This is a genomic window from Limihaloglobus sulfuriphilus, assembly GCF_001999965.1.
Taxonomy (GTDB): Bacteria; Planctomycetota; Phycisphaerae; order Sedimentisphaerales; family Sedimentisphaeraceae; genus Limihaloglobus; species Limihaloglobus sulfuriphilus.
Window position 1 is genome coordinate 2,001,652 of the sequence record NZ_CP019646.1, and the last position, 25,035, is coordinate 2,026,686.

Consider the following 25,035-nt stretch of genomic DNA (forward strand, 5'->3'; position numbering starts at 1 on the left):
CTTACACATCAATTTTTATTTCACTGAGAAACTTTCGGATTATCTCGCGTTCAGGGTCTCTGAACCGGTGAAACGGCTCTGATATGAAATCGTTGCATACACCCATAAGGCCAAGTGCGCATTTAATGCCCTTTAAGACACTGGAGCCGTATCTGCCGGTGCTGTAGATAGTCATGCTGATCTGCACAACCTTTTTGTGAAGCTCTACCACAGTGTCGATATCCTTTTTAACCGCGGCGTTATACAGGGCGACATAAAGCGATGGGAACATGTTCGCGCCTCCGTTTACGCCTCCATCAGCGCCGAGCAGAACGCTCTCTGCAAGCAATTCCTCGGGGCCGAGAAGAACTGCAAATTCTGGATTCTGCTTTAACATCGCCCGGATTTTGTGGAAATACATCATATCACATGAACTGTCCTTTAAGCCGATTATCCGGGGATACTCAGAAAGAATCATGACTGTCTCGGGATCCATATGTACCTTTGTGCATCCGGGCATGTTGTAGAGAAACAGAGGCAGAGGAAGCTCTTTGGTCACATGGCCGATATACTCTATCAACTCCGGCTGTCCCTGAGAAAAATAATAAGGCGGTGCAAGAACAGCCGCATCCGCCCCCTGCTCGGCTGAAAACCTGGCAAGTTTAATCGATTCGGAAAAAGAGGTATCTGTTACTCCCACCAGCAGCGGCACCCGGCCGTTCACCTGTTTGGAGGTACGTTTAATCAGCTCATACCGCAAGTCATAGCTCAGGCTTGGCGCTTCTCCCGTGGTTCCGAGTATAAATAAGCCGTGAACACCACCGCCAAGAATGTGCTCTATGAGTTTTTCAAGCCCCTCGACATCTAAAGTATCCCTGTCGAGCAAGGGTGTGATCATCGGGGGTACTATGCCTTTTAAGGGACGCATTAAATTTGATTTACGCATATTGTTCCTTATAAGTAAAATTGTTTATTCAGATGTTTGATATGGATTCCTGCAATAATAAAAACATCCGTCCTCGCCGCCGATGAGCAAATCAGCTTTACCGCTGCCGTTCCAGTTAACCGCCGTTGGGCAGGTAGTATGCCCGGCAAGAACGTGCTCACCCACCTGGCCTTCGTCCTGGAACATATAGCCATTGGCGGATTTAGAAATATTTTCAAGATAGTTTACGTTTATGCTGTTTACAAGCAGATCAGGCCTGCCGTCATTATTCCAGTCAGCGAAACAGAATTTACGCCTGCCGCTGCGGCCGGCAACGCCGCTGTTGAGACGAAGGAGACCATCAGTATCATTGAGAGCCTTGCCTTTGGCATCATATTCAGAGGCGCCTTTAGACGTGAAAACCCTCTGGCCGGGACGCAGTTTGAGCTCTCCATTTTCGGGAAAACGCTCAAACAAAGAAAGATAACCTTCGTGATCAATCGCTGCCAGGTCATTAAGTCCGTCACCGGTAAAATCCCTGACCGCTACGCTGGTGCGCCATTGCGTTATAAGCTCGTTGTTCTCCGGCTTTTTCCAGTTCCAGTCGGGTTTTGGCGGCGTCTCTGTTTGCCATTCTACCTTTATTTTCTCTGCCGCGGCAAGTTTCGGGCTGACTTTGGTTCCGATATTTTTAAACCAGACAATTTCTCCGAGAATGGAATTGGCAATTATGTCTGCAAGCCCGTCATGGTCCCAGTCCGCTACAGTTACAACCGTGTATCCCCACTTACGCTCGCACGGCCCCTGTATAGAACCGTTAATACCTGCCATTATCCGTATAACCTCCCCGTCTGCCTCAAGATAAACCGGCTCTGCCCATACGGGCATACCTTTTTTCATGCCGAGATTTTCTATAAAGCCAATATACCCGGCGGTATTGCCGCAAACAAGGTCTTCATCGCCGTCGCCGTCCCAGTCATAACTGCACGGCGTAACCAAAGCACCGAATTTCAGGTCAGCCGCTTGCTGTTTAAAGAAAACCGGCTGCAGAAATTGGGGCAGCCCGTCTTTGGCCTCTCCGGTGTTTTCTATAAAAGCAACCCTGCCGTCTTCCTGTCCGACCACAAGGTCAAAATCGCCGTCCCTGTCCCAGTCAACCGCAACAGGCACGATCATACACAAATCCATTGTGAGCACATTACCCTGATACTTCAGGTATCGGCCCGCGGCGTATTTGGGATTGTTTCTTGTACCGATATTTTCAAAATAGGTAAATTTATCGACAAACTCGCCGCACATAATATCTAAATCACCATCTCCATCAAAATCCGCGATATTTGGTGAAGGCATACCGTAAACATCGATTGGTTTACCGGCTGCGTTTATTTTTCGCGGCTCTTCGTAGTCCGGCTCTTCATTGCTGCCGTTATTTTTTATGAGGTAAACATATCCGCGTAAAGGCCCGTTCTGCCACACGCCGTTTTCATCATACGCGTTGTCCCAGCCGTAATCTGCCCAGTCACCGATGCCGACAATAATATCTAAACTGCCATCGCCGTCAAAATCGCAATACTTCCACTGATTCGCCCTTATGCGCCCTGATGTGCCGTGAACCTTGGTTGTGCTGAATATTTTAGTTGTTTCTGATAAGGGTTTCTCTGAAAAGATTTTATGCTCTTTTGCGGGGCTGAGCACTCTCGGTTTACCGTCAATATACGAAATTTGAACATTGCCTATTCCGTCGGCAATTTTCACCGGCGGTTTGAAAACCGGCATTTTTACATTTCCGCTGGTATTCTCAAAGAAATATGTACCCCTGTAAGGCTTATCCGTGCAGGATACGACAAGGTCGTAATCACCGTCATTGTCGTAATCCATAGGCAGCGGCCAGGCCCACAGGCCAACGCCGAGATCAACCTCTAAACCAGGATTGTTGTATTGCAGACGTTCGAACACCGCGGCATTAACAGCGACAATCAAACATAAAACATTTAATAACAATATTTTAAATTTTACAGCTTTCATAAATCAATCTCCCGAATTAACAGCATTTTTTCTCATTATCAGCAATAACATGCACTTAGTCAACAATTATGCAAAATTCAAGCTGTGTACCAAAAGAGATAAAACTCAAATCATCAGTCATTTTCACATTAAATAACATTACCCTGTCCAATTATTTCACGAACTCTCATTCATAATCGCGGCAACTTCCATCTGTGTTGGCAGAGAAGTCTGGGCCCCCTGCCTGGTAACGCTTACCGCGGCAACATAATTGGCATAAACCGCCGCGTCTTTGAGCGGTTTGCCGGCGGCGATTCCAAATGCCAGCCCGCCGACAAAGGCATCACCGGCCGCAGTGGTGTCAACCACCTTAACATTATGATTTGCAATGATTTCCTTGCTTCTACCTCTCGCCAGCATAAACCCCCTGCCGCCAAGTGTGATAATAACTGTTTTGACTCCCTTATCAAGCAGCACATCTGCCGCTTTTGCCGCACTGGCCCTGTCGGAGACCTTTATACCGGTAATTGCCTCGGCCTCTGTTTCATTCGGCTTGATAATATCCACCATCGACAAAAGCTCATCACTCAACTCCCCGGCAGGGGCAGGATCGAGAATAAACGCCGCACCCACGGCCTGTGCGGCTTTTGCTGTTTCTAAAACCGTCTCCATCGGTATCTCAAGCTGCGCTACGACAACCGTCGCCGCGGCAATATCATCTTTGGCCGCTGTTACATCTGCCGGGCCAAGCTTTGCATTGGCTCCGGGCACCACTATAATGGAATTGTTGCCGCTCTCCTCTACAGCAATCATAGCAATGCCGGACGGGACGCCTTCTATCTGCTCAATGCGGCTTATATCAATTCCCGCATTTCTATAATTATCGATTGAGCGTGAGGCGAAAACATCTTTGCCAAGTTTAGCCACAAATACCACATCAGCGCCGAGCCTGGCGGCGGCAACCGCCTGATTTGCACCTTTACCGCCGGGTACCATAAAAAAATCCGTGCCGCTCAAGGTCTCTCCGGCAACAGGAATCCTGGGAGTTTTTGCCACCAGATCCATATTGCTGCTTCCCACGACAACAACTTTATTTTTTCCAGACATTCAGCTTATACCTCTTGTATTTAACTTTTATTCTTTTCAGCTATTGTACATACCCGGCTGTATATAATCAATATTATAATAGCCTGTCTGTTCCATGATGCCAATCTGAACATTACGGATTTAAGTTATAAGCAAACCTGTGCTGTTTCAGGATTCCTGGAACAGAGACGAACCAATAAAGTCTTTACATCATTGATTTTATCAGGATTAACAATCAAATATTTGTGCGTACCGTGCGGTTTTTCCTTGAAATGCGTAATGCCCGCATCGTCCACCTCAACGCGGCCGGGCCTGGAAATATCAAAATAACCGTCACCCGGCCTGACTGCGTAAAGGACACTCGTCAAATCCCACGTCGGCCTGTCATAGGGCATCTTCTTAAAGAGATTATAACCATCCACAACCGGATGATGCTCCGCCCAGCTAAAATCATCCTCAATGCTTCTGGCCGGATATAGTATCTGTTTTCCAACCTCTACTCCGCTGAATACAGTCTCACCGGGCCAGTGCCTGCAGACGGTTTGTGCCGCGGGTATATCATACCTGATGTTGTATTCGGCACCTGCATTGCCGCACTCATCTTTGGCAACGTCCGAAAAATTGCCTGCCATCACAGAGAGCAAACTCACCTTCTTTGCAGCTAATTCCGCCCCGCTGAGCTCAGAATAACTGTCCGGCCCGGATTCAAGCAGCGCGGCAAGATTAGTCAAAAAGCCGATGCTGACTATAACTACAGAATCATCCGCGGCATTTGCCAGCAGTTTCCTGTACATATCAACAGCCGGCATCTCAAAAACTGTGCGGCTGCGGGGATATTTATATTCACCGTCAACCTTCGATTCTGCAACTGCTCTTGCGAACGGCCCGTCATTTGGAGTCTTTCCATCTCTTGCAATACCGATCTCAAGCTCACTCCGTCCGTAAAAGGTGTTCAAGATGTCGGCATAAAGGGCGGTATAATAATTGCCCTTGTTTACCGCCACACCGAGGATATTGCATTCTCCGGCACTTTCCAGAGAATAAGCCACAAGCATCGCCAGAGAATCATCTATATCATTGCCAAGGTCCGTATCTATTATCAAACCTTTAACCTGTGAATAATTTTCGTTGTTAGCCTTTGTTATCATTGTATTTAACTGTATTTGAACAATATTATCATTACTTGACCTGTTGTTTAAAACAAAGACATTTTACACTAACGGCAATTACAACGCAATATCACTTAAATACTTTTATATAGCACAAAACAGCACTAATAGTTTTCATCTGATAAAAACTTGAAATTTTTAGGTTAGTTTCTTACAATGTTTTCTTCACGTTAAATGGAATTATAGCAAAGAGGAAGAAAAATGACTTATCTGGCAGTAATAGACCAATTCACCCAATGGCTCGACAGCATAAAATACTACGCTGTTTTCTTCATAGCCTTAATGCTCGCGGCGTTTATCATCAATTTTATCCTCTTCAAAGTGATGCAGCGTATGGGAGATAGAATCAGATATCTCCCCTGCAATTCATTCACAAAACACTGTTCAAAGCCGCTCAAATGGGTGCTTATCCTCACGGCGTTGAGTATCTTTATTAAATTCACTCCCATGAAATCCGGCACGGCAGATATTGTCAGCCATTTTATGACACTTGCCATAATCGCCGTCGGAGCGTGGCTTATAATAAAACTCACATACGTTCTTGACGATTTTGTAACAGCCCGCTTCAGTGTTGACAAAAAAGACAATCTCAGGGCCCGAAAGGTTCAAACCCAGCTGCATGTCACAAAACGCATTATTATTGTAATCGTCAGCACAATCGCCATAGGAGCAATGCTGATGACATTTGAAAACATACGCCAGATAGGCACTGCCATACTGGCATCTGCAGGAATCATAGGTATCATAGTCGGCATGGCCGCGCAGCGTACATTGGGCAATTTTATCGCGGGCCTGCAGATTGCCTTCACCCAGCCGATCCGAATCGACGATGTCGTCATTGTTGAAAACGAATGGGGCAGAATCGAGGAGATCAACCTCACCTACGTTGTAGTAAAAATATGGGACCAGCGGCGTCTGATCGTTCCTATAAATTACTTCATAGAAAACAGCTTTCAGAACTGGACACGAACGTCTTCTGATATCCTCGGCACGGTATATATCTATACAGATTACAGGGTGCCTGTCGAAGCCATCCGCAAACAGCTCCAGTCAATCCTCGAAGAATCAGAGCACTGGGACAAAAAGGTATGCGTACTTCAGGTTACAAACGCTACTGAAAGCTCCGTTGAGCTTAGAGCACTGATGAGCGCCCAGGACGCATCTACCGCCTGGACACTTCGCTGCCAGGTACGTGAAAAGCTCATAGAGTTTATCAGAGACGAATACAGCCAGAGCCTGCCCAGAACGCGTATCGAGATGGAAAAGCCCGAACAGCCCAAAGCCTGAAAAGCCCGAACAGCCCAAAGCCTGAAAAGCCCTGCCCTGCCTCGCCGGCCGGATATTCAGCACAGAGGTTTTTCAGGACAAGAGCCGCATAAACCTAAATTGAGTTTTTTGCCCTTGTCAGGCAGTTTACCCGCCGCGTCAAGCAGAGCCGCTCTGAGTGACTCGGCTAATGTCGGATGATAAAAAGGCATCCTGAGCATATCGTAAACGCTCTTTCTCTCATTTATCGCCAGCGCCAGTACATGCGCCAGATGCTCCCCGTCCGGGCATACAAGCTCGGCACCAATAAGGCGGGCTGTTTCACTTTCGGCGTATATGTTCATCTGTCCGTGAGCTTCCATTTCAAGCCGTGCGCGGGCCTGATCCGCAAAATCCTCATTTCCCACTACAAACGAAATCCCCCTGCTCTTTATCTCCTTGAAAGACAAACCCGCTTTTGCTATCTGCGGATGTGTAAATATTACGCTAAGGCCGACGCGTCTGCAAAACTTCTCAGGGCTCTCGGCGACGGCGTTATGTCCGGCAATAGATCCCTCATCTACCGCCTCGTGGAGTATAGGCCTGGAACCGTTGGCATCGCCGGCAATATATACCGGCAAATCAGCTACCTGCATTGTCCTGAAATCAAACGAGGGCATACCGCGGCTGTCTAAATCCACACCGAGGTTTTCGAGACCGAGATCTTTGATATCCGGCTCTACCCCCATCGCCGCTATCACAGCATCTACAGTTGACTCTGTATCGGCATTTCTGACTTTCACCTCATCGCCGTCGCAATCAAAACTCACATCACTTCCTATATTGACGTTTAATTCACGTCCTAAAATTTCAAACGCGGCGGCTTTAATCTCCGGGTCGCTTATCTGTCCAAAGCTCTTTCTGGCGAACAGTGATATTTCTATGCCAAGCCTGCTAAGTGCCTGGCCAAGCTCAAGACCGATTGTGCCCATACCGATAACCGCGATTCTTGGCGGCAGATTTTCAGCTTCAAATATGTTATCGCTCGTAAAAAGCCTGCTGCCTAACTTCTCCCAGCCGTGCGGAAGCCGCGGCCTTGATCCGGTTGCAATTACTATAGAATCCGTCTTAAAAGTCAAATCACCTGCACTTACCGTATCCGGCGACACAATCCCGGCTTTGGCCCGAATGAGTTTTTCGCCCGCAAGCTCTTTTGTCACCTCTATCATCCTGTTTGTAAAGCCGTCTCTAAGCCTGCGTACATGCGCGAGCACCTGAGGTATATTCGCGGCGGCCTTATCAGCGCCGGTTATGCCGGCCTCTGCGAGGATATCTCTTTTATGAAAACCGTTCGCGACTGAAATAAGGGCTTTAGAAGGCATACAGCCATTGCGGGCACATTTTGTCCCGAGTTTGCCGTTGTCTATTATTACATACTCATCAGTATATTTTCTTATCTGACGCATTGCAGAGAGCCCCGCACTGCCGGCGCCGATGATAACTGCCTTAACGCGTTTAGATTCCATATTTACATTCCGCCTTTCAGCTATATTCCTGTAAACACTAATAATATAATGGTTTATTTTATAGAACAATGAATAAAAAACAAGCTGTTTTTCAGCTTCAGCCCGCTTAGAATTGACTTATCCTTTGCCGGTAAAACGTTTTGAGCGGAGAATATGATGGTAATGCTGGGCGAACCGGTGTGCCTCGTCCCGAACATACTGCAGCAATTTACGAGCCGGCGAATTGGCCTTGAGCCGCACGGGATTATCATCTCTGCCGCTGATATACACCAGCTCCTCCTTTTTTGCAAGCGAAAGCAGGTGCGGCTTGGGCCCGTCAAACATAGAGAACACCTCTTCTATGGCGTGGAGCTGGCCAAGCCCGCCGTCAATGAGCACAACATCCGGCCAGAGCTCATCACCCTGAGCGGCGTGGCGGTAGCGGCGGCGGAGCACCTCCCTGAGACTCTCATAATCATCAATACCACGCACTGTTTTGATCTTAAACCTGCGGTAACCGCTCTTGAAAGGCCGCCCGTCTATGAACTTAACCAGCGAACCGACCGTATCCTGGCCGGAAATATGAGCGATATCAAAACCCTCGATAGTACGTATCGCGGTTTCCGAGCCAAGCAGCTTCTGCATGGCAACATTCGCCGCGGCGGGATCCTGCACAAACACCTCCGGCTGGACATTGCTTTCAACAGTGCCGCGAAGCTCAAGCCGCTTTATTGCTTTAATCCTGTCGCGAAGAACAGCCGCCCTCTCGTAATTCAGCTCCGAAGCCGCAGACTGCATCTCGTTTTCAACCTTGCGGATGTAGCCGCTGCGTTTGGCCCGCATGAACCGGGTCAAATCCCGGATTATTTTGCGGTAATCCTCGCGGCTAATCCTGTCTCCGCACGGAGCAGTACACTGCTTAATGCTGTGCAGAATACACGGGCGAAAAAACCGCCGTTTGTCATCTTTGGCCAAAATCTCAAGCCGGCACGTTCGAAAACGGAAAATTTTCTGCAAAGCGACGATAACATTCTGGAGGCTGCCGGCACCCGCGAAAGGCCCGAAAAGAATACTGCCCTTAGAACGCGGCTGACGGGTAACATACACACCCGGGAAGTCATTACTGCTTGTTATCTCTATATAAGGAAACGTCTTGTCGTCTTTGAGGTTTGTGTTGTACGGAGGCCTGATATCCTTAATCAGGCGGGCCTCCTGCAGAATCGCCTCTACTTCGTTGGCAGTCTCAAGACAGGTAACCCTGGCGGTTTTGGCGACCATCTCAACGATTTTAGGACCTCGCGAGCTCATAAGGTCTGCCGATGCCTGAAAATAGCTCGATGCCCGGCTGCGGATATTCGCCGCTTTGCCTATATAAAGGACTGTATCTCTGGAATCACGGAAAAAATACAGGCCGGGCCCCGCAGGCAGCCCCTTAAGCTGCTCGCGAATTGCCGCAAAACGATCTTTGTCTGTAAGTTTTTCACTGCTCATAATAAATATATGACAGGTATTTTATAAGCAGAAAACCCTAATCACTAACCATTTTTTAAAAAAACTGTAATTATTTCTTGAACTTACTTTTCAAAATCTTATACTTTCGGTTCTCTTTTGTTTCAAAGTGGATTCACAGGAAGCAAAAGTTATACATACAGGGGCACTTAAGCCCCGCGCTGAGGGTGTAGCTCAGTTGGTAGAGCAACGGCCTTTTAAGCCGTGGGTCCTGGGTTCGAGTCCCAGCACCCTCACTCAGCATAAAGCCTTGTAAGATAGTGTCTTATGAGGTTTTTTCTTTTATTCTCTATCTTTTATAAGTGTCTATTTTCCGTCCAATTCGCAAAATCACGTACCAATCACGTACCACATTATTTATTTTTGAGTTTGGAGTTAGTGTGTAGTTATTCTCTTTTTTTAAGATTTTCATTTTTTTGCTGAATAGTGAAAAGACATTCATTATAGTGTGAGGAGATTATAAAATTTTTATTAAGGTAAAACTATAATATGAAAGGAATTAGAGAAGAAAAGAGTTGTTGTTTTAGCTATTTTTCAGATGGAACCCCTGTTCCAGACGTTTTAACCGAGAAAGAGGCTGTAAAATTCTTGAGATTGGATGATGGAGAGACAAAATATCCATCAAAAAGTCTTGAATATTATCGCAATCAAGGAATTTTGAGAGGAACCAGGGTTGGCAAGAGATTAAGGTATTTAAAGTCTGAGCTGCTCAATTTTCTTGAGAATCAAACCCGGATAACAAATGGAGAAATGTCATGAAAAGCAGCTTGCAAGAAAGCGTGCTTAGCGGTAGTGTGTGCACCAAAAAATAGGAGATATAAGATATGCGAATACGAAATGAAGTAACAATTACCAGAGACAAACGGTCCCCCAAGCCCTGGAAGGTCAGGTGGTGGGGCAAGTATGATATTACTTCTGAAAAACAGCAAAGATATAGCAGGAGTTTCAAGACCAAAAAAGAGGCTGAGAAGTTTGCTCAAAGTTTAAAAGAGGATATTGAAGATGGGATTTCAGTTGAACCCAAAGTGGTTACTCTTGGGAATCTCTGTGACCAGGTTTTTGAGGCAAAGAAAATGGAGGTCGCTCCAACTACCTTAAGACTTTTAAACGAAACGATTCTGAGACTTAAGAGTTATTTCGGAAACCATCGTAATATAAAGACTCTAAGACGGATTGAGGCTGAGGGTTTTATTCGAAAACTGAAACGGCTCGATGCCCGTGATGGTGATGTATCAGATTCTACGAAGCATAGGCATCTCAGGATGTCCAAGACTATATTTAACAAGGCACTTGATTGGGACTATATAAAGAAAAACCCTTTTAAAGGCATTACATTAGGAAAAATAAAGACTCAGAGACACTATTATATCAGACCTCAAGAGTTCAATGCTCTGATGCAGGCGATTGATAAAAAGGTCATCAGGAAGGACAAAAAGAGCAATATCAGGGAGAAACAGGATAATTACAACAAAGCGTTTATGAAGGCATTTTATTCTGTTATGTATGGCTGTGGATTCAGGTTTGGCGAGGTAGCAAATCTGATGTGGGATGATGGGAATATTGACTTCAAGAATTCAATAATTACTACCTTTAACAGGGAATCCAGGGACGGGCTTCCCCCCTTCAGAGTCAAGGATTTTGAAGCTCGTTCTGTTGAGGCTCCTTCCTGGGTCATGAATCCGTTAACGCAGATGAGGCAGTTTAGAACTCCTGATAATCCTTATGTATTCCTGTCCCATGAGAGGTATCTCAAGGTCAAAGATACTTGGGCTCGATTGGTGGCAGAGGGTAAAGAAGGTAAGTGGCTCAACTCTATGCTTATCAATAACACAAACAGACAGTTGAAATTCTACTGCAAAAAAGCGGGTATCATTACATCTGACAGGTTGAGCATCCATTGTTTACGAAAGGCATACGGGACTAACCTGGCCAACTTAAATACGCCTATACATACGTTAAAATCACTTATGGGACACGGCTCAGTTTCGACCACGATGAAATACTACATTCTGAGCTCTGATGAAAATAAACTAAAGGCTGTCGAGAAACTGGAAAGACTGATAGGAGCGTAATAAAGGGGTATTTGGGGAATAGAAATCCCCCAAATTGGAAGATTTGAGGTTTTTTGGGAAGGTTGGTTTGATAAGATATCTATTGCCCTTATTTGATGATTTTATATAATTCCAGAACACAGCACAACAGCCTATGCAATGTAGGCTGGAACAACTACTGAACTCCCCATTGCCCTTATTGGGGAGTTCTCTGTATATATTAGGGCGGTGGAACTGGAGAAATGAGTATGATTTATCCTTGAATTGTTCAGAAAATGAACAACTTCAGCAGGTGGTTAGCCCCATGCAATCATATCGCCATCAATTTTCTTTCCGCAATTATCGCAGGTTGGGTTGTCGATAGAAACTTTTCCTTCCTGACACCAGGGGCAGGTGTTGTCATCCAGTAGGTATTTGATTTCTTTACCAAGCCTGTAATCGCAGTAAGGACAGGTTGGGTTCATGAATTTTAAATCCCATTCTTCCCAGCAGTGAGGGCAATAATCGTCTGGAATAATGCACATTTCACCATCTACAAGATACTTTTGGGTGGCAGTGTCCCCATAGTGCCTGTAGAGTTCAATGCCCTTGCCAGCAACAAAGCCTGTCTGGAGCAATGGGACAGAGGTTTCCTTATTGGAGTCACAGACGTTCAATTGAAAATCGATGCTGACTGAATAGGATTCCGGGAGCTGGTTCGTGACGCTTTTCAGCTCATTAAGCAGAGCATCCAGTGCCCCTGATTTATGTAGGTCATCGATAAAGGAGTTTGTCTTATCAGTCAGAGGGCCAAGTTTCTTAAATTCATTATCTTTCATATTTTGCGGCTCCGTATTTGAGTTTTTTAATCTTTTATGATAAATGATTATATCTTATTAAGATGTATTCCACAAGCATGAATATTTTGAGAATACAGGGCTTGTTAGATTGATTTTTCCCGCGAAAAAAAGGTTGTATGAACTCATTTGAGCTCGTATAGAAGAGTTTTAACTGGACAAATATCAAATTTCTGCTATGATGTTAGCTAGTACAAGGGTGGAACCGACCTCTGGTTCTCATGTCCCTCCTAAGCCCTTCTTGATAGAATATTTAAGAATATTTTTGAGAGGTTTCAAATATGATATACAGACCTTGCTGGAGCAGTGAAAAATATGAGGGGTAAATATCTATTGATTATTGATTTAGGTATGTTTATCTGTTAAAATCCCCTTTCATATGGTCATAATTTAATATATTTATGGAGTCTAATAAGGGACATGGTAAATTTTCAGGATAAAGCCAATTTTATCTGGCAGGTTGCGGATGACATCCTCCGCGGGGCGTTCAAGCAGCATGAATACGGCGAAGTAATCCTGCCATTTGTGGTTCTGCGTCGTTTAGACTGCGTTCTCGAAGAGAGAAAAGACGCGGTTATCGCTACTTATGACAAATACAAGGACGTTCTCGACGATACTGCCCAGGTCTGCAAAGAGGCCACAAAGAGGGATAAGAGCGACAAGGGGCTAAACTTCTATAACACATCCTTTTACGACCTCCGCCGCTTAGCCCAGGATGCCAACAACATAGAGGTCAACTTCAACAACTACATCAACGGCTACAGCAGAAATGTCCGTGATATCATCGAGAATTTCCAAATCGATAAAATCGTCGCCAAGCTGGTCAAGAACGGCTATCTCTTCCAGCTCATAGACAAATTTACCGAGGTCGAGCTGCATCCAGACCAGGTATCCAACCATCAGATGGGCTATATCTTCGAGGAGCTGCTGCGGCGGTTCTCTGAGATGAGCAACGAGACTGCCGGTGAGCACTATACCCCTCGTGAGGTCATCCGGCTGATGGTCAATATCATGTTTGCCGAGCATAAAAAAGAACTCAAGGGCGAGGGCATCATAAGAACCGTATTTGACCCCGCCTGCGGCACGGGCGGTATGCTGGTAACCGCCAAGGAGCATATAAAAGAGCATATAAACGAAAAGGTAGAGGTTCATATGTTCGGCCAGGAGCTCAACGAGCAGACCTACGCCATCGCCAAGAGTGATGTGCTTATCATGGGCGAGAACGAGGGCAATATCCGCCAGGGGACGAGCTTTTCTGATGATAAGTTCGCCGATATGCGGTTTAACTATATGCTTACCAACCCTCCGTTTGGCGTGTCCTGGAAGAAGGAAAAGGCGTTTATTGAGAACGAGGCGAAGAACCCATACGGCAGGTTTTCTGCCGGCACGCCGCGTATATCTGACGGGGCATTGCTGTTTTTGCAGCATATGATATCCAAGATGGAGGTTAACGGCTCCCGTATCGCCATCATCTTTAACGGCTCACCCCTGTTTACCGGTGATGCAGGTTCTGGCGAATCCAATATCCGAAAGTGGATTATAGAAAATGACTGGCTTGAAGCCGTTATCGCTCTGCCGACAGAGCTGTTCTACAATACCGGCATAGCAACCTATATCTGGGTTGTTACAAACCGCAAGCCCGAGAAACGCCGCGGCAGGGTCCAGCTTGTAAACGCTTCAGGTTTCTCTGCCAAGATGCGAAAGAGCCTTGGCAGTAAGCGAAACTTTATAACTGATGAGCAGATAAGCCAGATTACTGGTATTTATGAATCGTTTGAGGAAGGTGAATACTGCAAGATATTCGATAATGAGGATTTTGGATATACCAAGGTAACCGTAGAGCGGCCTTTGATGAAAAACGGCAAGGTCCTCAAGGATAAGCAGGGCAGGCCCAAGCCTGACGGCAAGCTCCGGGACTTTGAAAAGATACCGCTCAAGCAGGATATAGATGAGTATTTTGAAAAAGAGGTTAAACCCCATGTCCCTGATGCCTGGATGGACAGAAGCAAGGACAGGGTGGGATATGAAGTCAACTTTACCAAGTATTTCTATAAGTATAAGCCTCTTCGCCCATTAGAAGAGATTAAGGCGGATATACTGGCTCTTGAGAATGAGACTGAAGGACTGCTTAAGGAGATATTGGAATGAGTGATATACAGAAATTCGGAAATTCCGAATTTGTGTGATTAGCAGTTGAAGCATCTTTAATGAACCTTGAGATATAAATAAGAGTAATGACCATAAGAATAAAAATAGACTCTGAAATCAGTGGAGAACAATAATGGCTACTGCATTAATAAATGAGAAAATACTTACCTGGGCAAGGGTGAGAGCTGGTTTCTCTATTAGTGAATTGGTAGAGAAAATAAATAAAAAGTATGAGCTCTGGGAGAAAGGCGAAGCAAAACCAACTTTTAATCAAGCTCAAGAGGTTGCCAAAAAATTACATATACCATTTGGATATCTATATTTGAATCAACCCCCTTATATTCAAAAAATGACGGCTGACTTACGTACCTTTAAAGACCACGAAAAACATGAGTACAGTCTGGAGTTGCAAGACGTAATGTCCGATGCCATACGTAAACAGGACTGGTACAAAGAATTTCTGGTTCAGAGAGGAGCAGAACATTTAGAGTTTGTAGGTAAATTCAGCATTAAAAGCCCTATTCAAGATGTTGCAGATGATATTATCAGAACTTTGAACTTAGATGTAGAATCCCGAAAAACAATAAACAAAGATTATTTCCTGAGCAGAATGACAGAACGTGCCGAGGATGCTGGTATTATTGTCATACGAAACAGCAAAGTCGGACTAAACACGCACCGTCCATTAGATGTTGAGGAATTTCGAGGCTTTGTTTTGACAGACCCGATAGTTCCACTGGTATTTGTAAATGCCAACGATTTTGTAGCAGGACAAATTTTCACTCTGTTTCATGAATTAGCTCACATCTGGATAGGAGAAGCCGGGGTGTCTAATGCGGGAATGTTGAATAAGTCTGAATATTCTAAAACCGAGCAGTTTTGCAACAGTGTGGCAGCTGAAGTATTGGTTCCTCACAGAGAATTTGCGGAGTGCTGGAGGCAAACAGACGGTGACTTCGAAAATCATGTTGAAGAGCTTACAAAAATTTTCAAGGTTAGTTCTGTTGTAATTGCCCGGAGAGCTTTAGATTACAAATTTGTCAGAAGGGAAGAATTCTTTAATTATTACAGAAAATTACAGGAAATCTGGCGAAAGACCAAGAAAAAACAAAAAGAAAAAGAAGGCGGCCCCAGCTTCCGCAATACTTTTCCTATATATAACAGCAAAACTTTTACTGATACAGTTTGCAGGGCTGTTTATTCCGGTGAACTGCTTATGAGGGACGGTATGAGCCTGCTTGGAGTCGCTAAATCCAAAGCTATTGAGAATTATGCAACTGAAAGCGGCTTGATATGATTTATCTCCTTGACGCAAATATTTTTATTCAGGCACATCGAGTTTATTATCCTTTTGATGTTTTTCCCGTGTTCTGGGATTGGCTTAAAGGAGAGTTTCAAAAAGGTTCAATAAAATCAATAGATTTGGTTTATAAAGAAATAATGAGACAGGAAGACAAACTATCTGTCTGGTGCAGGGACTTAGATGGTGAATCATGGTTATCTGTGCAGGATGAGCAAACGCAGAAAACATATGCTGATATCGTCAACTGGATAGCAGGCCAGGATTTTAAACAAACAGCAAAGGACAAGTTTTTAAATGATGCAGACCCATGGCTTATATCTAAGGCTAAGGTGACGCAATTTACTGTTGTTACACAGGAAACTTCCGACCCCAAAAGTAAAAAGAAAATATTTATTCCTGATGTGTGTAATGTTTTTTCAGTTCCGTATATCAATACAATCCAGCTTACACGAAAATTAGGGGCGAGATTCTAATATGGCGAGCGAGCTGACAAAATCAGAAAAATTGTTTGAAGAGCTATGTTGTTCGAATGATATTAAATTCAAGCGTTTACCAGAAGGTGAAAATCAACAGCCGGATTATCTTTTGGATTTAAATGGTACTAAAGTAATATTTGAAATTAAACAGATTGAACCAAATGACTATGATAAAAAATTCAACAGGGAATTATCCGAGAAAGGAACCGCAACAGAAACACGTAATACAGACAAAGTGGCAAAGAGAGTCCGCAATGCTATTGACAGTGCAAGCAAACAAATAAAGTCTTATATTAATGAGAATGGGCAAGTACCCGCAGTTGTAGTAATATTTGATAATGCTAAAAATGGATACACTGATTCATATACTATTCAAACAGCTTTGTATGGATGGGAGAGGTTTTTGATTAGTACAGGCAGAGACTATAAAGTTGTAGATAGAGGGTTTGGAGATAGAAATAATAAAATGTTAGGAAATGAGCGTAAGACTCATATAAGTGCCGTAGCCTCGATGCATGAATATTGGGAAATAGAAGAGCCCCATGAGAGGAGGCTTTCTTTATGTTTTTACCACAATCAATATGCTCAAAATTTTTTTGATTGGCATCTGTGGGACTCAGAGTTTATAAGCCATCTTACACTTGAAGACAAAAGCCCTGGCAACTTTCAAAATTGGGTAAGCTTGAGAGGTTTGGAAAATGCTTAAATATCCAGAATATAAAGACTCCGGTGTTGAATGGATTGGTGATATTCCGAGCCATTGGAGTGCATGGCGTTTAAAATACATCTTTGATGAAGTGGATATCAGAAAAGGTGATAAACAACTGCCATTATTAGGTATAACAAAAGCCAAAGGAATTGTTCTACGGGGGGAAATTGAGAGTAGGGCATCAGTTTCAGATTCCTATGAGAAATATAAAGTTTGTAACACAAATGATATTGTAATGAACAAGATGCAGGCTTGGAATGGTATATTTGGCATTAGCCAATATCATGGAATAGTAAGCCCTGATTACGCTGTTTTTAAAAAAATCATTGATATTAACGTAAGATATTTTCATTATTTATTGAGAACAGACTTATATGCTTCATTGTTTCGTTTGAAATGTAGAGGAATGGGAACGGCTTTTTTGAGATTAAACAGTCCAGATTTTTTCGATTGTATCGGACTGTTACCTCCTCTCCCCGAACAGCAGGCGATTGCGGATTTTCTGGATGATAAGACGGGGAAGATTGACATGCTTATTTCTACTAAGCGTAGGCAGATTGAGCTGCTTAAGGAACAGCGGACGGCGGTTATAAACCAGGCTGTTACCAGGGGGCTTGACCCGGATGTGGAATTAAAAGATTCCGGTATTGAATGGCTCGGCCAGATTCCAAAGCATTGGGGAATTAAAAGATTAAAGTTTCTTACAACAATAAATACCGGCGATAAAGATACTGTTAATAATATTGAAAATGGGGAATACCCTTTTTTCGTTAGGTCTCAAACTATTGAGAGAATTAATTCTTATACTTATGATGGAGAAGCTGTTCTAACTGCTGGCGATGGGGTAGGAGTGGCGAAAGTTTTTCATTATATAAATGGAAAGTTTGACTATCATCAAAGAGTTTATAAGTTCAGCGATTTTAAAGATATTGTAGGTAAGTTTTTCTTTCATTATATGAAGGCTAATCTCTATAAAGAGGTGATAAAGATATCGGCTAAGTCAACTGTTGATTCTTTGCGTATGCCAATGCTTCAGAACTTTGTATTTGCATTACCTCCTATTGAAGAACAAAATTGTATTTGTGCATATATTGAAGAAACAACTCAAGAAATAGATAAAACAATCACCAAAGCCCAAAAGCAGATAGAACTACTGACCGAATACCGAACCGGATTGATATCGGAGGCGGTGACGGGGAAGATTTGTGTCAGTGAACAGTTAGCAGTGAACAGTGGGAAGGGAGAAATGTAGATGTTTCTCTTTTGGAATATTCGTTATTTTGATTCTCGGGATAAAAAATATAAGGACCGAGGATTGTCCCTTGATACGGGAACTCTTGATTTACCTACTCGACTCGCAATTGAAGCAGTTTATGAGACAAAAGAAAGTTCCTATAATCGAGAATTTCTCCGTTGGCGACAATTATTTTCTGAATGCAATTTAGAAGATATCAGTTCTTCACACGGACATTATAACAACATTGGTAGTATCTTTATCATAGATTATTTTGAAGATGAAAATGGTAATGAAATAACTCTTAGTGAAATTAGCAGGATTACCTCAGGTGATGCCAATTCTATAATATTTCCAGCTGGAACACCTCCACATTATGTCGAATATGCTCTTAGCCCAGATAAAAAACTAAATATTAGTGATTTGTCATTTAATCAAGAAGAGATAAAAGCTTTGGCTTATTTCAAACGAGATTTGGATAATCTTATTCAGACAGCGTTTTTTAAGGAACGTTCACCGGCTACATTAAGTTCAACAAGCAATCAATTCAAATTAACAACTTCTGTGACAGAGGAAGAAATCAAGTCCTTTATATTGGTATACAGGCGATTTTACATGGTAAGTGAACCTTACAACTTCAATAAAACAGTTGAACTTTTTTGTGAAAAGTTACCTTCCCACCCTTTAATAAAGTGGATACGAGCTACAGAGCAGGAATATCTTCATCATTTGGATAATATTCCTTCATTTACGCCCCAGACAAATAACAGTCAGATTAGTTTTAAGGTTAAACGCTTGATTGATGTTTTTCTTTATACTCAGTATGTGCATCAACCAGATGAAAGACGTGCAAGGCAATATGCTGAATGCCTTGCTGTGCTAAATCGAAATGAAGATTATCTGTTATGGCTATTTCTGTCTGAAATAAAAATAAGTGCAATCCATATCTACAATGCTGGGAAATGTATTGTAGGAGTTTTCAATCGTTATTGTAAGGAGAATGTTATCTCTAATGCTATTGTGGATATCGTATCCAGTGGCAGTGGTATTGGTTCGCAGGAAAAGCAAGCTCATAAAGAACAGCGAATATTCACGGCAAAGGTTGAAGAACTTGCAGAGCATTTGTGGAGGGAAGATGGGTGTCCTGAAGTTGGAACTAGATTTTACAGAAAACAGGCAGAAGAACAGTTGCGTAAGTTACTAAAGGAGCATAAGTAATAAAATGAGCAGTTTTTCAGAACGTATGGGATATGTTAGACCTCCAGAGTTTTTACAGCTTGACAGTATGACGGATGAATTAAGTAATCAGTTGTATAATTTTTGTTCAACATATATCAATCAAATAATGTCAGAGATAAATTCAAGGGGCGGAAGAGCCAGTTTTATTGAAGACAGAGTAAATAGTGCTTTAAAAAAACAATTTGGGACTTTTAAGATTCTCCCTTTTTCAAGTCCAAATGATTTTTCAGCTGAAAAATTTAAAGTGTCATGGTCTGTAATAAACTGGCATGAAAAATACACTATTGTGGAATTTACAATTGACCATTATGCGAAATATATAAATGACTATAGATTTAAGGATATTGTAATTGAGTTAAATTCAATCCTTGAACGTGAAAATTCCGGCTATCGCATGAATTCAGACCTTGAACTAGTCCCCATTACAGATGAAACTGAACTCGCAGAAGTTGAGCAGGCTCAGAATTGTGAAATAAATTCAGTTGCTACCCACATGAATAATGCTGTAAGCCTTTTCTCTGACCGGGAAAGTCCAAACTACGGCAAGGCAATACATGAGGCAATATCAGCTCTTGAGGCTTTGGCAAGGGAGCATACAGACAGCAAGAAGGATTTAAGTAAGCTGATAAATCAGACTGACTGGCATCCAGCTCTAAAGCAAGGCATTAGTAAATTATACGCATATACAAGCGATGAAGGCGGAATCCGTCACTCCCATTCAGGTGAACTAGTAGAAATTAAACCCTATACAGCGAAATATATTATTGTTATAACATCTGCACTGATAAATTATATTCAGGCGAAACAAGGTTAATGCTATGTTGACAGAACAGGAACTAAAAAAGGAATTAGCCAGATTGCTTTCTTTGCCAAAAGAGACAGAATGGGCTGAATTCAAGGAAGCAAAGACCGGCTATGATTTTAATAAGCTGGGTAAATATTTTTCGGCATTAAGTAATGAAGCGAACTTAAAAAATCTTCATTGTGGATGGTTAGTGTTTGGAGTTAATGATAAACGGCAGATAGTTGGCAGTCAATTTAGACCAGAGCGTGGAAAACTTGATTCTCTTAAGCATGAAGTGTCTCAACATACAACAAATAATATCAGCTTTATTGAGATTTATGAATTAATGATGCCTGAAGGTCGGGTCATTATGTTTCAGGTTCCGGCAGCTCCAAAGGGGATACCTACTGCATGGAAGAGGTATTATTCTGGTAGAAATGGTGAATCCCTTGGGGGACTTAATTTACAGGAAATTCTTGCAATAAGAAGCCAAAATATTCAGGAAGACTGGTCGGCCAAAATATGTGAAGATGCGACAATCAGCGACCTTTCTGAAGGAGCAATAGATAAGGCTCGCAGTGAGTATAAGAAAAAGAATCCCGGTCTTTCAGAGGAAGTTGATAGTTGGGAAGATACGACCTTTCTCAACAAAGCAAAAATTACGATTCAAGGTAAGGTTACTAATTCTGCTATTATACTTTTGGGGAAATCTGAATCCGAACACTTCCTTTCTCCGTCAATTGCTCAGATGACATGGATTTTAAAGTCAGAAAGCGGCATCGAAAAAGATTATGAGCATTTTCGCCCGCCTTTCCTTATAAACGTTGAACGGTTATTCAACAAAATCCGTAATTTAACTTATCGCTATCTCGATAATACATCATTGTTTCCCACAGAAATCACACAATATGAGCCGTGGGTAATACGTGAGGCGTTACATAACTGCATAGCTCATCAGGATTACTCAAAATGTGGCCGTATAAATATTGTGGAAAACCCCGATGAGTTGATTTTTACAAATCTGGGGAATTTTATACCAGGGGATATTGAAACTGTAATTCATCAAGATGCTCCTCAAGAATTATACAGAAATCCATTTTTAGCTCAGGCAATGGTCAATCTTAATATGATTGATACGATAGGTAGCGGCATTAGAAAAATGTATTTAACCCAGAAGAACAGATATTTCCCCCTGCCAGATTATGATTTAACCAGTCATGACAAGATAGTATTAAAAATACAAGGTAAAGTACTTGACGAAAACTACACCCGTATTTTGCTGAAGAATACAGATATTGATTTAGATACCGTTATTTTGCTAGATAAGATTCAAAAGCGAAAGCAGATACCTAAAGATTGTGCTAAGTATTTGAGAAGAAAGGGCTTAATTGAGGGTAGGTATCCAAATTTGTATATTTCATCTAAAATAGCCGCAGCTGCAGGGAAAAAAGCTCAATATATAAAAAATCGGGCATTTGATGATGAGCACTACAAGAAACTGATTATAAAATACATTAGAAGATATGGTTCTGCTACGCGTAAAGATATTGATATCTTAATTTTAGATAAGCTGTCTGATGCTCTGAGTTTAGACCAGAAAAAGGATAAAATTAAAAATATCATTTACGGAATGCATAAGAGGGATGGCACTATTGTAAATAAGGAAAAACCCCCAAAATCCAAGTGGGTTCTTTCCGAAAAGGAATTAGACTGATTAAATATTATGGAAAAACTCAGAATTGCCAAGATTTAGATGTCTAAACTTAGATATCCTTAGAAATACTTAGATATCTAAGTGCAAGACGTTTTTTGGCGTAAGTCGTTTGATTTAAATGGGTTGGTATTTCTAAAATAAAAAGAGTTAAAATGGCTAAAACATATTTAGAACAGGATTTTGAACAGCATATCGAGGATTATCTGCTTTCCAGCGGATATATTAAGCGTAGTCCCGTAGATTATGACAGGGACCTGTGCCTGATACCTGATGAGGTTATTGCCTTTATCAGGGATACTCAGCCTCAGGAGTATGAGAAGCTCGAGATGCAGTATGGCAGCAATACGGATAAAAAGCTGGTTTCAAGGCTATCAGCGGAGATATCAAAGCGTGGGAGCCTGGATATATTACGCAGGGGGTTTAAGGACAGGGGTTCAAGGTTCTCGCTTGCGTATTTCAAGCCGACAAGCGGTATGAACCCTGAGCATCTTGAACTGTATAAGAAGAACCGTTTTTCGGTTGTCCGCCAGCTTAGATACAGCAAACGGAATGAAAACAGCCTCGATATGGCGATTTTCATCAATGGTGTGCCGGTAATCACGGCAGAGCTGAAGAACTCGCTTACGGGTCAGTTTGTTAGCGAGGCGGTAAAACAGTATAGGAACGACAGAGACCCCCGTGAGCCGCTGTTTGCGTTTAAACGCTGTCTGGTTCATTTTGCCGTTGGTAACGAGAAGGTGTATATGACTACCAGGCTCAGCGGGCATAAGACGCGGTTTCTGCCGTTCAACAGGGATACGGAGAATCCGGTCAACCCTGACGGGCATAAGACGGCGTATCTGTGGGAGGATATCTGGCAGAAGGATACGCTGCTGGATTTAATAGACGGGTATCTCTGTATTCAGACGAGCACGGAAAAGTATTTCGATAAGAGCAAAGGGCTTACGGAGAAACGCTCCGAAGCGATGATTTTTCCAAGGTTCCATCAGCTTGACTGTGTCCGCAGTATCATAAATGCTGTCGGCGATGAGGGGGTTGGCCATAACTACCTTGTGCAGCATTCCGCCGGTTCGGGCAAGAGTAACTCAATCGCCTGGCTCGCCCATAAGCTGGCGAGTTTCTACCAGAAAGACAGCGATAAGGACAGGCTTTTTGACAGTATTATCGTGCTGACGGACAGGTGTATTCTGGATAAGCAGCTCCAGGATACGATAAAGCAGTTCGAGAAGACTGCCGGTGTGGTCTGTGAAATCGATATTAACTCGGCTCAGCTCCAAAATGCCCTTGAGAAGGGCAAGAGCATCATTATCTCTACCATCCAGAAGTTCGGGGTTATAGCAGAGACTATAAACAGGCTTGGCGGCAGCAGGTTCGCCGTTATCGTTGATGAGGCACATACGAGCCAGTCTGGTGAGTCGGCAAAGCAGGTCAAGCAGGTTCTCAGCGTTAACCTTGAGGAGGCAGAGGCAAAGGACAGCGATGAGTTTGATGTTGAGGATGAGATTATAAAGGAGATACGCAGCCGTGGCAGACAGAAGCATATATCGTATTTTGCCTTCACGGCGACGCCGAAGAACAAGACGCTTGAGCTTTTCGGCCGCAAAGATGACCAGGGCAGGTTCGTGGCGTTCCATAACTACTGGATGCGTCAGGCTATAGAGGAGGGATTTATACTCGATGTGCTTGAGAACTATACAACATATAAACGGTGTTTCAAACTGGCAAAGAGTGTTGAGAATGATGAGAAATATGAGAAAAAGAAGGCATTTCGGCTGCTGACATCGTATGTTGACCTTCAGCCGCACGCCATCGAGACCAAGATACGGATTATGCTCGACCATTTCCTCTCGCATACGGTTAATGCGATTCAGGGCAAGGGCAGGGCGATGATAACTACACGCTCAAGGCTCCATGCGGTGAAGTATTACCTGATGCTGTGCAAGGTTATGCGTGAGAAGCATCTGCCGTTCGGTGCGTTGGTGGCGTTTTCGGGGACGGTTGTCGATAAGGACAGCGGCGAGGAATATACCGAAAAGGGCCTTAACCGGCTTGAGGCAAAGGTAAGCATACAGGATGCGTTCAAAACGCCGGAGTTTCGGATTCTGGTGGTGGCGAATAAGTTTCAGACGGGCTTTGATGAGCCGCTGCTGCATACGATGTATGTGGATAAGAAACTTGGAGGAGTAAACGCTGTGCAGACGCTGAGCAGGCTTAATCGGACGGCTTCGGGCAAGGATAGCTGCGTGGTGCTTGATTTTGTCAATGAGGCTGAGGATATACAGGATTCGTTCCAGCCGTATTACCAGACGACTTTGCTCAGTGAGGAGAGCGACCCGAATAAGCTGTATGATATCGAGACAGAACTTCGCAGATATGAGATATTCAACCAGAGTGACCTTGATGAGTTTGCCGCGGTGTTCTTTAATCCATCAGAGCCGCAGGAGAGATTGCAGCCGATACTCGACAGGGCGATTGAACTGTGGACTCACAGGGATGAGCAGGAGCGTGAGGATTTCCGGTCTCTGCTTCAGAGCTTTAGCCGCCTGTATTCGTTTATCAGCCAGTTGGTGACTTTTGAGGATGTCGATTTGGAGAAGCTGTTTGTGTATGCGAAGAACCTGAACAGGAAATTGCCCAGGAGGGAGAATCCGCTGCCGTATGATGTGCTTGATGCGGTTGATTTGGATTCGTTCAGGATACAGAGGACGTATAAGGGCTCGATTGGACTCTCAGAAGAAGACGGTAAAACGGTTCCGATTACCTCGGGCAAGCCAGGACTTACCGAAGAGGAGAAGGATTTTCTTTCAGCGATTGTAGAAGCCTTGAATGAGACGTATGGAATGAACCTGACCGAGGATGACAAGGTTGATTTGGTGCGTATACAAGAGAAACTCGAAGCCGATGCCGAGCTGAAAAGCGTTATGAATCCCAATAACAGCCTCGATAATATACGTATAAAATTTAATGATACGGTTGACGCTCTGGTGCTTGAGTTCGTGAATACAAAACTTGGCCTGTATAAGAAACTCACAGAGCCAAAGGCTAATGCGATGCTCAAGGCGAAGTGGTTTGAGGGGTATCAGCAACAGCATATGAATCTGTAGAATCAGGAGATTAAA

General features: G+C 43.4%; 19 protein-coding genes and 1 tRNA gene. 13 read left to right on the plus strand and 7 right to left on the minus strand.

The window, feature by feature from the left end; genetic code table 11:
- Nucleotide 1: 1 nt before the first annotated feature.
- The 4 genes from SMSP2_RS07490 to SMSP2_RS07505 all read right to left on the minus strand — a co-directional run bounded on the left by SMSP2_RS07490 (nucleotide 2) and on the right by SMSP2_RS07505 (nucleotide 5,142).
- Nucleotides 2-925 (minus strand): dihydrodipicolinate synthase family protein, encoded by a 924-nt coding sequence (locus SMSP2_RS07490; protein ID WP_222566299.1) that lies wholly within the window; start codon nucleotides 923-925, stop codon nucleotides 2-4.
- Between the two features lie 24 nt (nucleotides 926-949).
- On the minus strand, nucleotides 950-2,929 hold the full coding sequence (locus SMSP2_RS07495) for an FG-GAP repeat domain-containing protein (RefSeq protein WP_146683363.1): 1,980 nt from the start codon (nucleotides 2,927-2,929) through the stop codon (nucleotides 950-952).
- A 156-nt stretch (nucleotides 2,930-3,085) separates the two neighbouring features.
- Nucleotides 3,086-4,015 (minus strand): ribokinase, encoded by a 930-nt coding sequence (rbsK, locus tag SMSP2_RS07500; protein WP_146683364.1) that lies wholly within the window; start codon nucleotides 4,013-4,015, stop codon nucleotides 3,086-3,088.
- A 125-nt stretch (nucleotides 4,016-4,140) separates the two neighbouring features.
- Nucleotides 4,141-5,142 carry a nucleoside hydrolase gene (locus SMSP2_RS07505; protein WP_146683365.1) on the minus strand — a complete coding sequence of 334 codons (1,002 nt, stop codon included), beginning with the start codon at nucleotides 5,140-5,142 and terminating at the stop codon, nucleotides 4,141-4,143.
- A 222-nt stretch (nucleotides 5,143-5,364) separates the two neighbouring features.
- Between SMSP2_RS07505 and SMSP2_RS07510 the strand changes: the two genes are divergently transcribed.
- Nucleotides 5,365-6,450, plus strand: coding sequence for a mechanosensitive ion channel family protein (locus SMSP2_RS07510; protein WP_222566300.1), 1,086 nt, complete (start codon nucleotides 5,365-5,367; stop codon nucleotides 6,448-6,450).
- A 56-nt stretch (nucleotides 6,451-6,506) separates the two neighbouring features.
- Here the strand turns inward: SMSP2_RS07510 and SMSP2_RS07515 are convergent, their stop codons facing one another.
- Both SMSP2_RS07515 and SMSP2_RS07520 read right to left on the minus strand, forming a co-directional pair.
- The gene (locus SMSP2_RS07515) at nucleotides 6,507-7,934 is read right to left on the minus strand and encodes a dihydrolipoyl dehydrogenase (protein WP_146683366.1); all 1,428 of its coding nucleotides are present in this window, start codon (nucleotides 7,932-7,934) and stop codon (nucleotides 6,507-6,509) included.
- A gap of 117 nt (nucleotides 7,935-8,051) precedes the next feature.
- Nucleotides 8,052-9,404: a UvrB/UvrC motif-containing protein gene (locus tag SMSP2_RS07520; RefSeq protein ID WP_146683367.1), complete on the minus strand. Its 1,353-nt coding sequence runs from the start codon at nucleotides 9,402-9,404 to the stop codon at nucleotides 8,052-8,054.
- Nucleotides 9,405-9,585: 181 nt separating this feature from the next.
- Between SMSP2_RS07520 and SMSP2_RS07525 the strand changes: the two genes are divergently transcribed.
- The 3 genes from SMSP2_RS07525 to SMSP2_RS07535 all read left to right on the plus strand — a co-directional run bounded on the left by SMSP2_RS07525 (nucleotide 9,586) and on the right by SMSP2_RS07535 (nucleotide 11,494).
- A tRNA-Lys gene (locus SMSP2_RS07525) sits at nucleotides 9,586-9,658 on the plus strand.
- Between the two features lie 253 nt (nucleotides 9,659-9,911).
- Nucleotides 9,912-10,181, plus strand: coding sequence for a helix-turn-helix domain-containing protein (locus SMSP2_RS07530; RefSeq protein WP_146683368.1), 270 nt, complete (start codon nucleotides 9,912-9,914; stop codon nucleotides 10,179-10,181).
- A gap of 65 nt (nucleotides 10,182-10,246) precedes the next feature.
- Nucleotides 10,247-11,494 (plus strand): tyrosine-type recombinase/integrase, encoded by a 1,248-nt coding sequence (locus tag SMSP2_RS07535; RefSeq protein ID WP_146683369.1) that lies wholly within the window; start codon nucleotides 10,247-10,249, stop codon nucleotides 11,492-11,494.
- Nucleotides 11,495-11,769: 275 nt separating this feature from the next.
- On the opposite strand, the gene SMSP2_RS07540 is transcribed toward SMSP2_RS07535, so the two are convergent.
- Nucleotides 11,770-12,291, minus strand: a complete 522-nt coding sequence (locus tag SMSP2_RS07540; protein ID WP_146683370.1) for a hypothetical protein — start codon at nucleotides 12,289-12,291, stop codon at nucleotides 11,770-11,772.
- Nucleotides 12,292-12,729: 438 nt separating this feature from the next.
- Between SMSP2_RS07540 and SMSP2_RS07545 the strand changes: the two genes are divergently transcribed.
- The 9 genes from SMSP2_RS07545 (at nucleotide 12,730) to SMSP2_RS07585 (ending at nucleotide 25,020) form a co-directional block, all read left to right on the plus strand.
- Nucleotides 12,730-14,457: a type I restriction-modification system subunit M gene (locus SMSP2_RS07545; protein WP_146683371.1), complete on the plus strand. Its 1,728-nt coding sequence runs from the start codon at nucleotides 12,730-12,732 to the stop codon at nucleotides 14,455-14,457.
- Between the two features lie 133 nt (nucleotides 14,458-14,590).
- A complete protein-coding gene (locus SMSP2_RS07550; RefSeq protein WP_146683372.1) occupies nucleotides 14,591-15,754 on the plus strand; it encodes an ImmA/IrrE family metallo-endopeptidase in 1,164 nt (387 codons plus the stop codon).
- Nucleotides 15,751-16,233: a DUF4411 family protein gene (locus SMSP2_RS07555; protein WP_146683373.1), complete on the plus strand. Its 483-nt coding sequence runs from the start codon at nucleotides 15,751-15,753 to the stop codon at nucleotides 16,231-16,233. The genes SMSP2_RS07550 and SMSP2_RS07555 overlap by 4 nt, the downstream gene beginning before the upstream one ends.
- A 1-nt stretch (nucleotide 16,234) precedes the next feature.
- Nucleotides 16,235-16,942 (plus strand): hypothetical protein, encoded by a 708-nt coding sequence (locus SMSP2_RS07560; protein ID WP_146683374.1) that lies wholly within the window; start codon nucleotides 16,235-16,237, stop codon nucleotides 16,940-16,942.
- The gene (locus SMSP2_RS07565) at nucleotides 16,935-18,197 is read left to right on the plus strand and encodes a restriction endonuclease subunit S (RefSeq protein ID WP_146683375.1); all 1,263 of its coding nucleotides are present in this window, start codon (nucleotides 16,935-16,937) and stop codon (nucleotides 18,195-18,197) included. Before SMSP2_RS07560 ends, SMSP2_RS07565 begins: the two co-directional genes overlap by 8 nt.
- Nucleotides 18,198-19,397, plus strand: coding sequence for a hypothetical protein (locus tag SMSP2_RS07570; RefSeq protein WP_146683376.1), 1,200 nt, complete (start codon nucleotides 18,198-18,200; stop codon nucleotides 19,395-19,397).
- Between the two features lie 4 nt (nucleotides 19,398-19,401).
- Entirely contained in the window at nucleotides 19,402-20,232 is an 831-nt protein-coding gene (locus SMSP2_RS07575; protein WP_146683377.1) for an AbiJ-NTD4 domain-containing protein, read from the plus strand.
- 4 nt (nucleotides 20,233-20,236) lie between these two features.
- Nucleotides 20,237-21,916, plus strand: a complete 1,680-nt coding sequence (locus tag SMSP2_RS07580; RefSeq protein WP_146683378.1) for an RNA-binding domain-containing protein — start codon at nucleotides 20,237-20,239, stop codon at nucleotides 21,914-21,916.
- Between the two features lie 152 nt (nucleotides 21,917-22,068).
- Complete coding sequence (locus SMSP2_RS07585; RefSeq protein WP_146683379.1) at nucleotides 22,069-25,020, plus strand: type I restriction endonuclease subunit R; 2,952 nt, start codon at nucleotides 22,069-22,071, stop codon at nucleotides 25,018-25,020.
- Nucleotides 25,021-25,035: the final 15 nt, after the last annotated feature.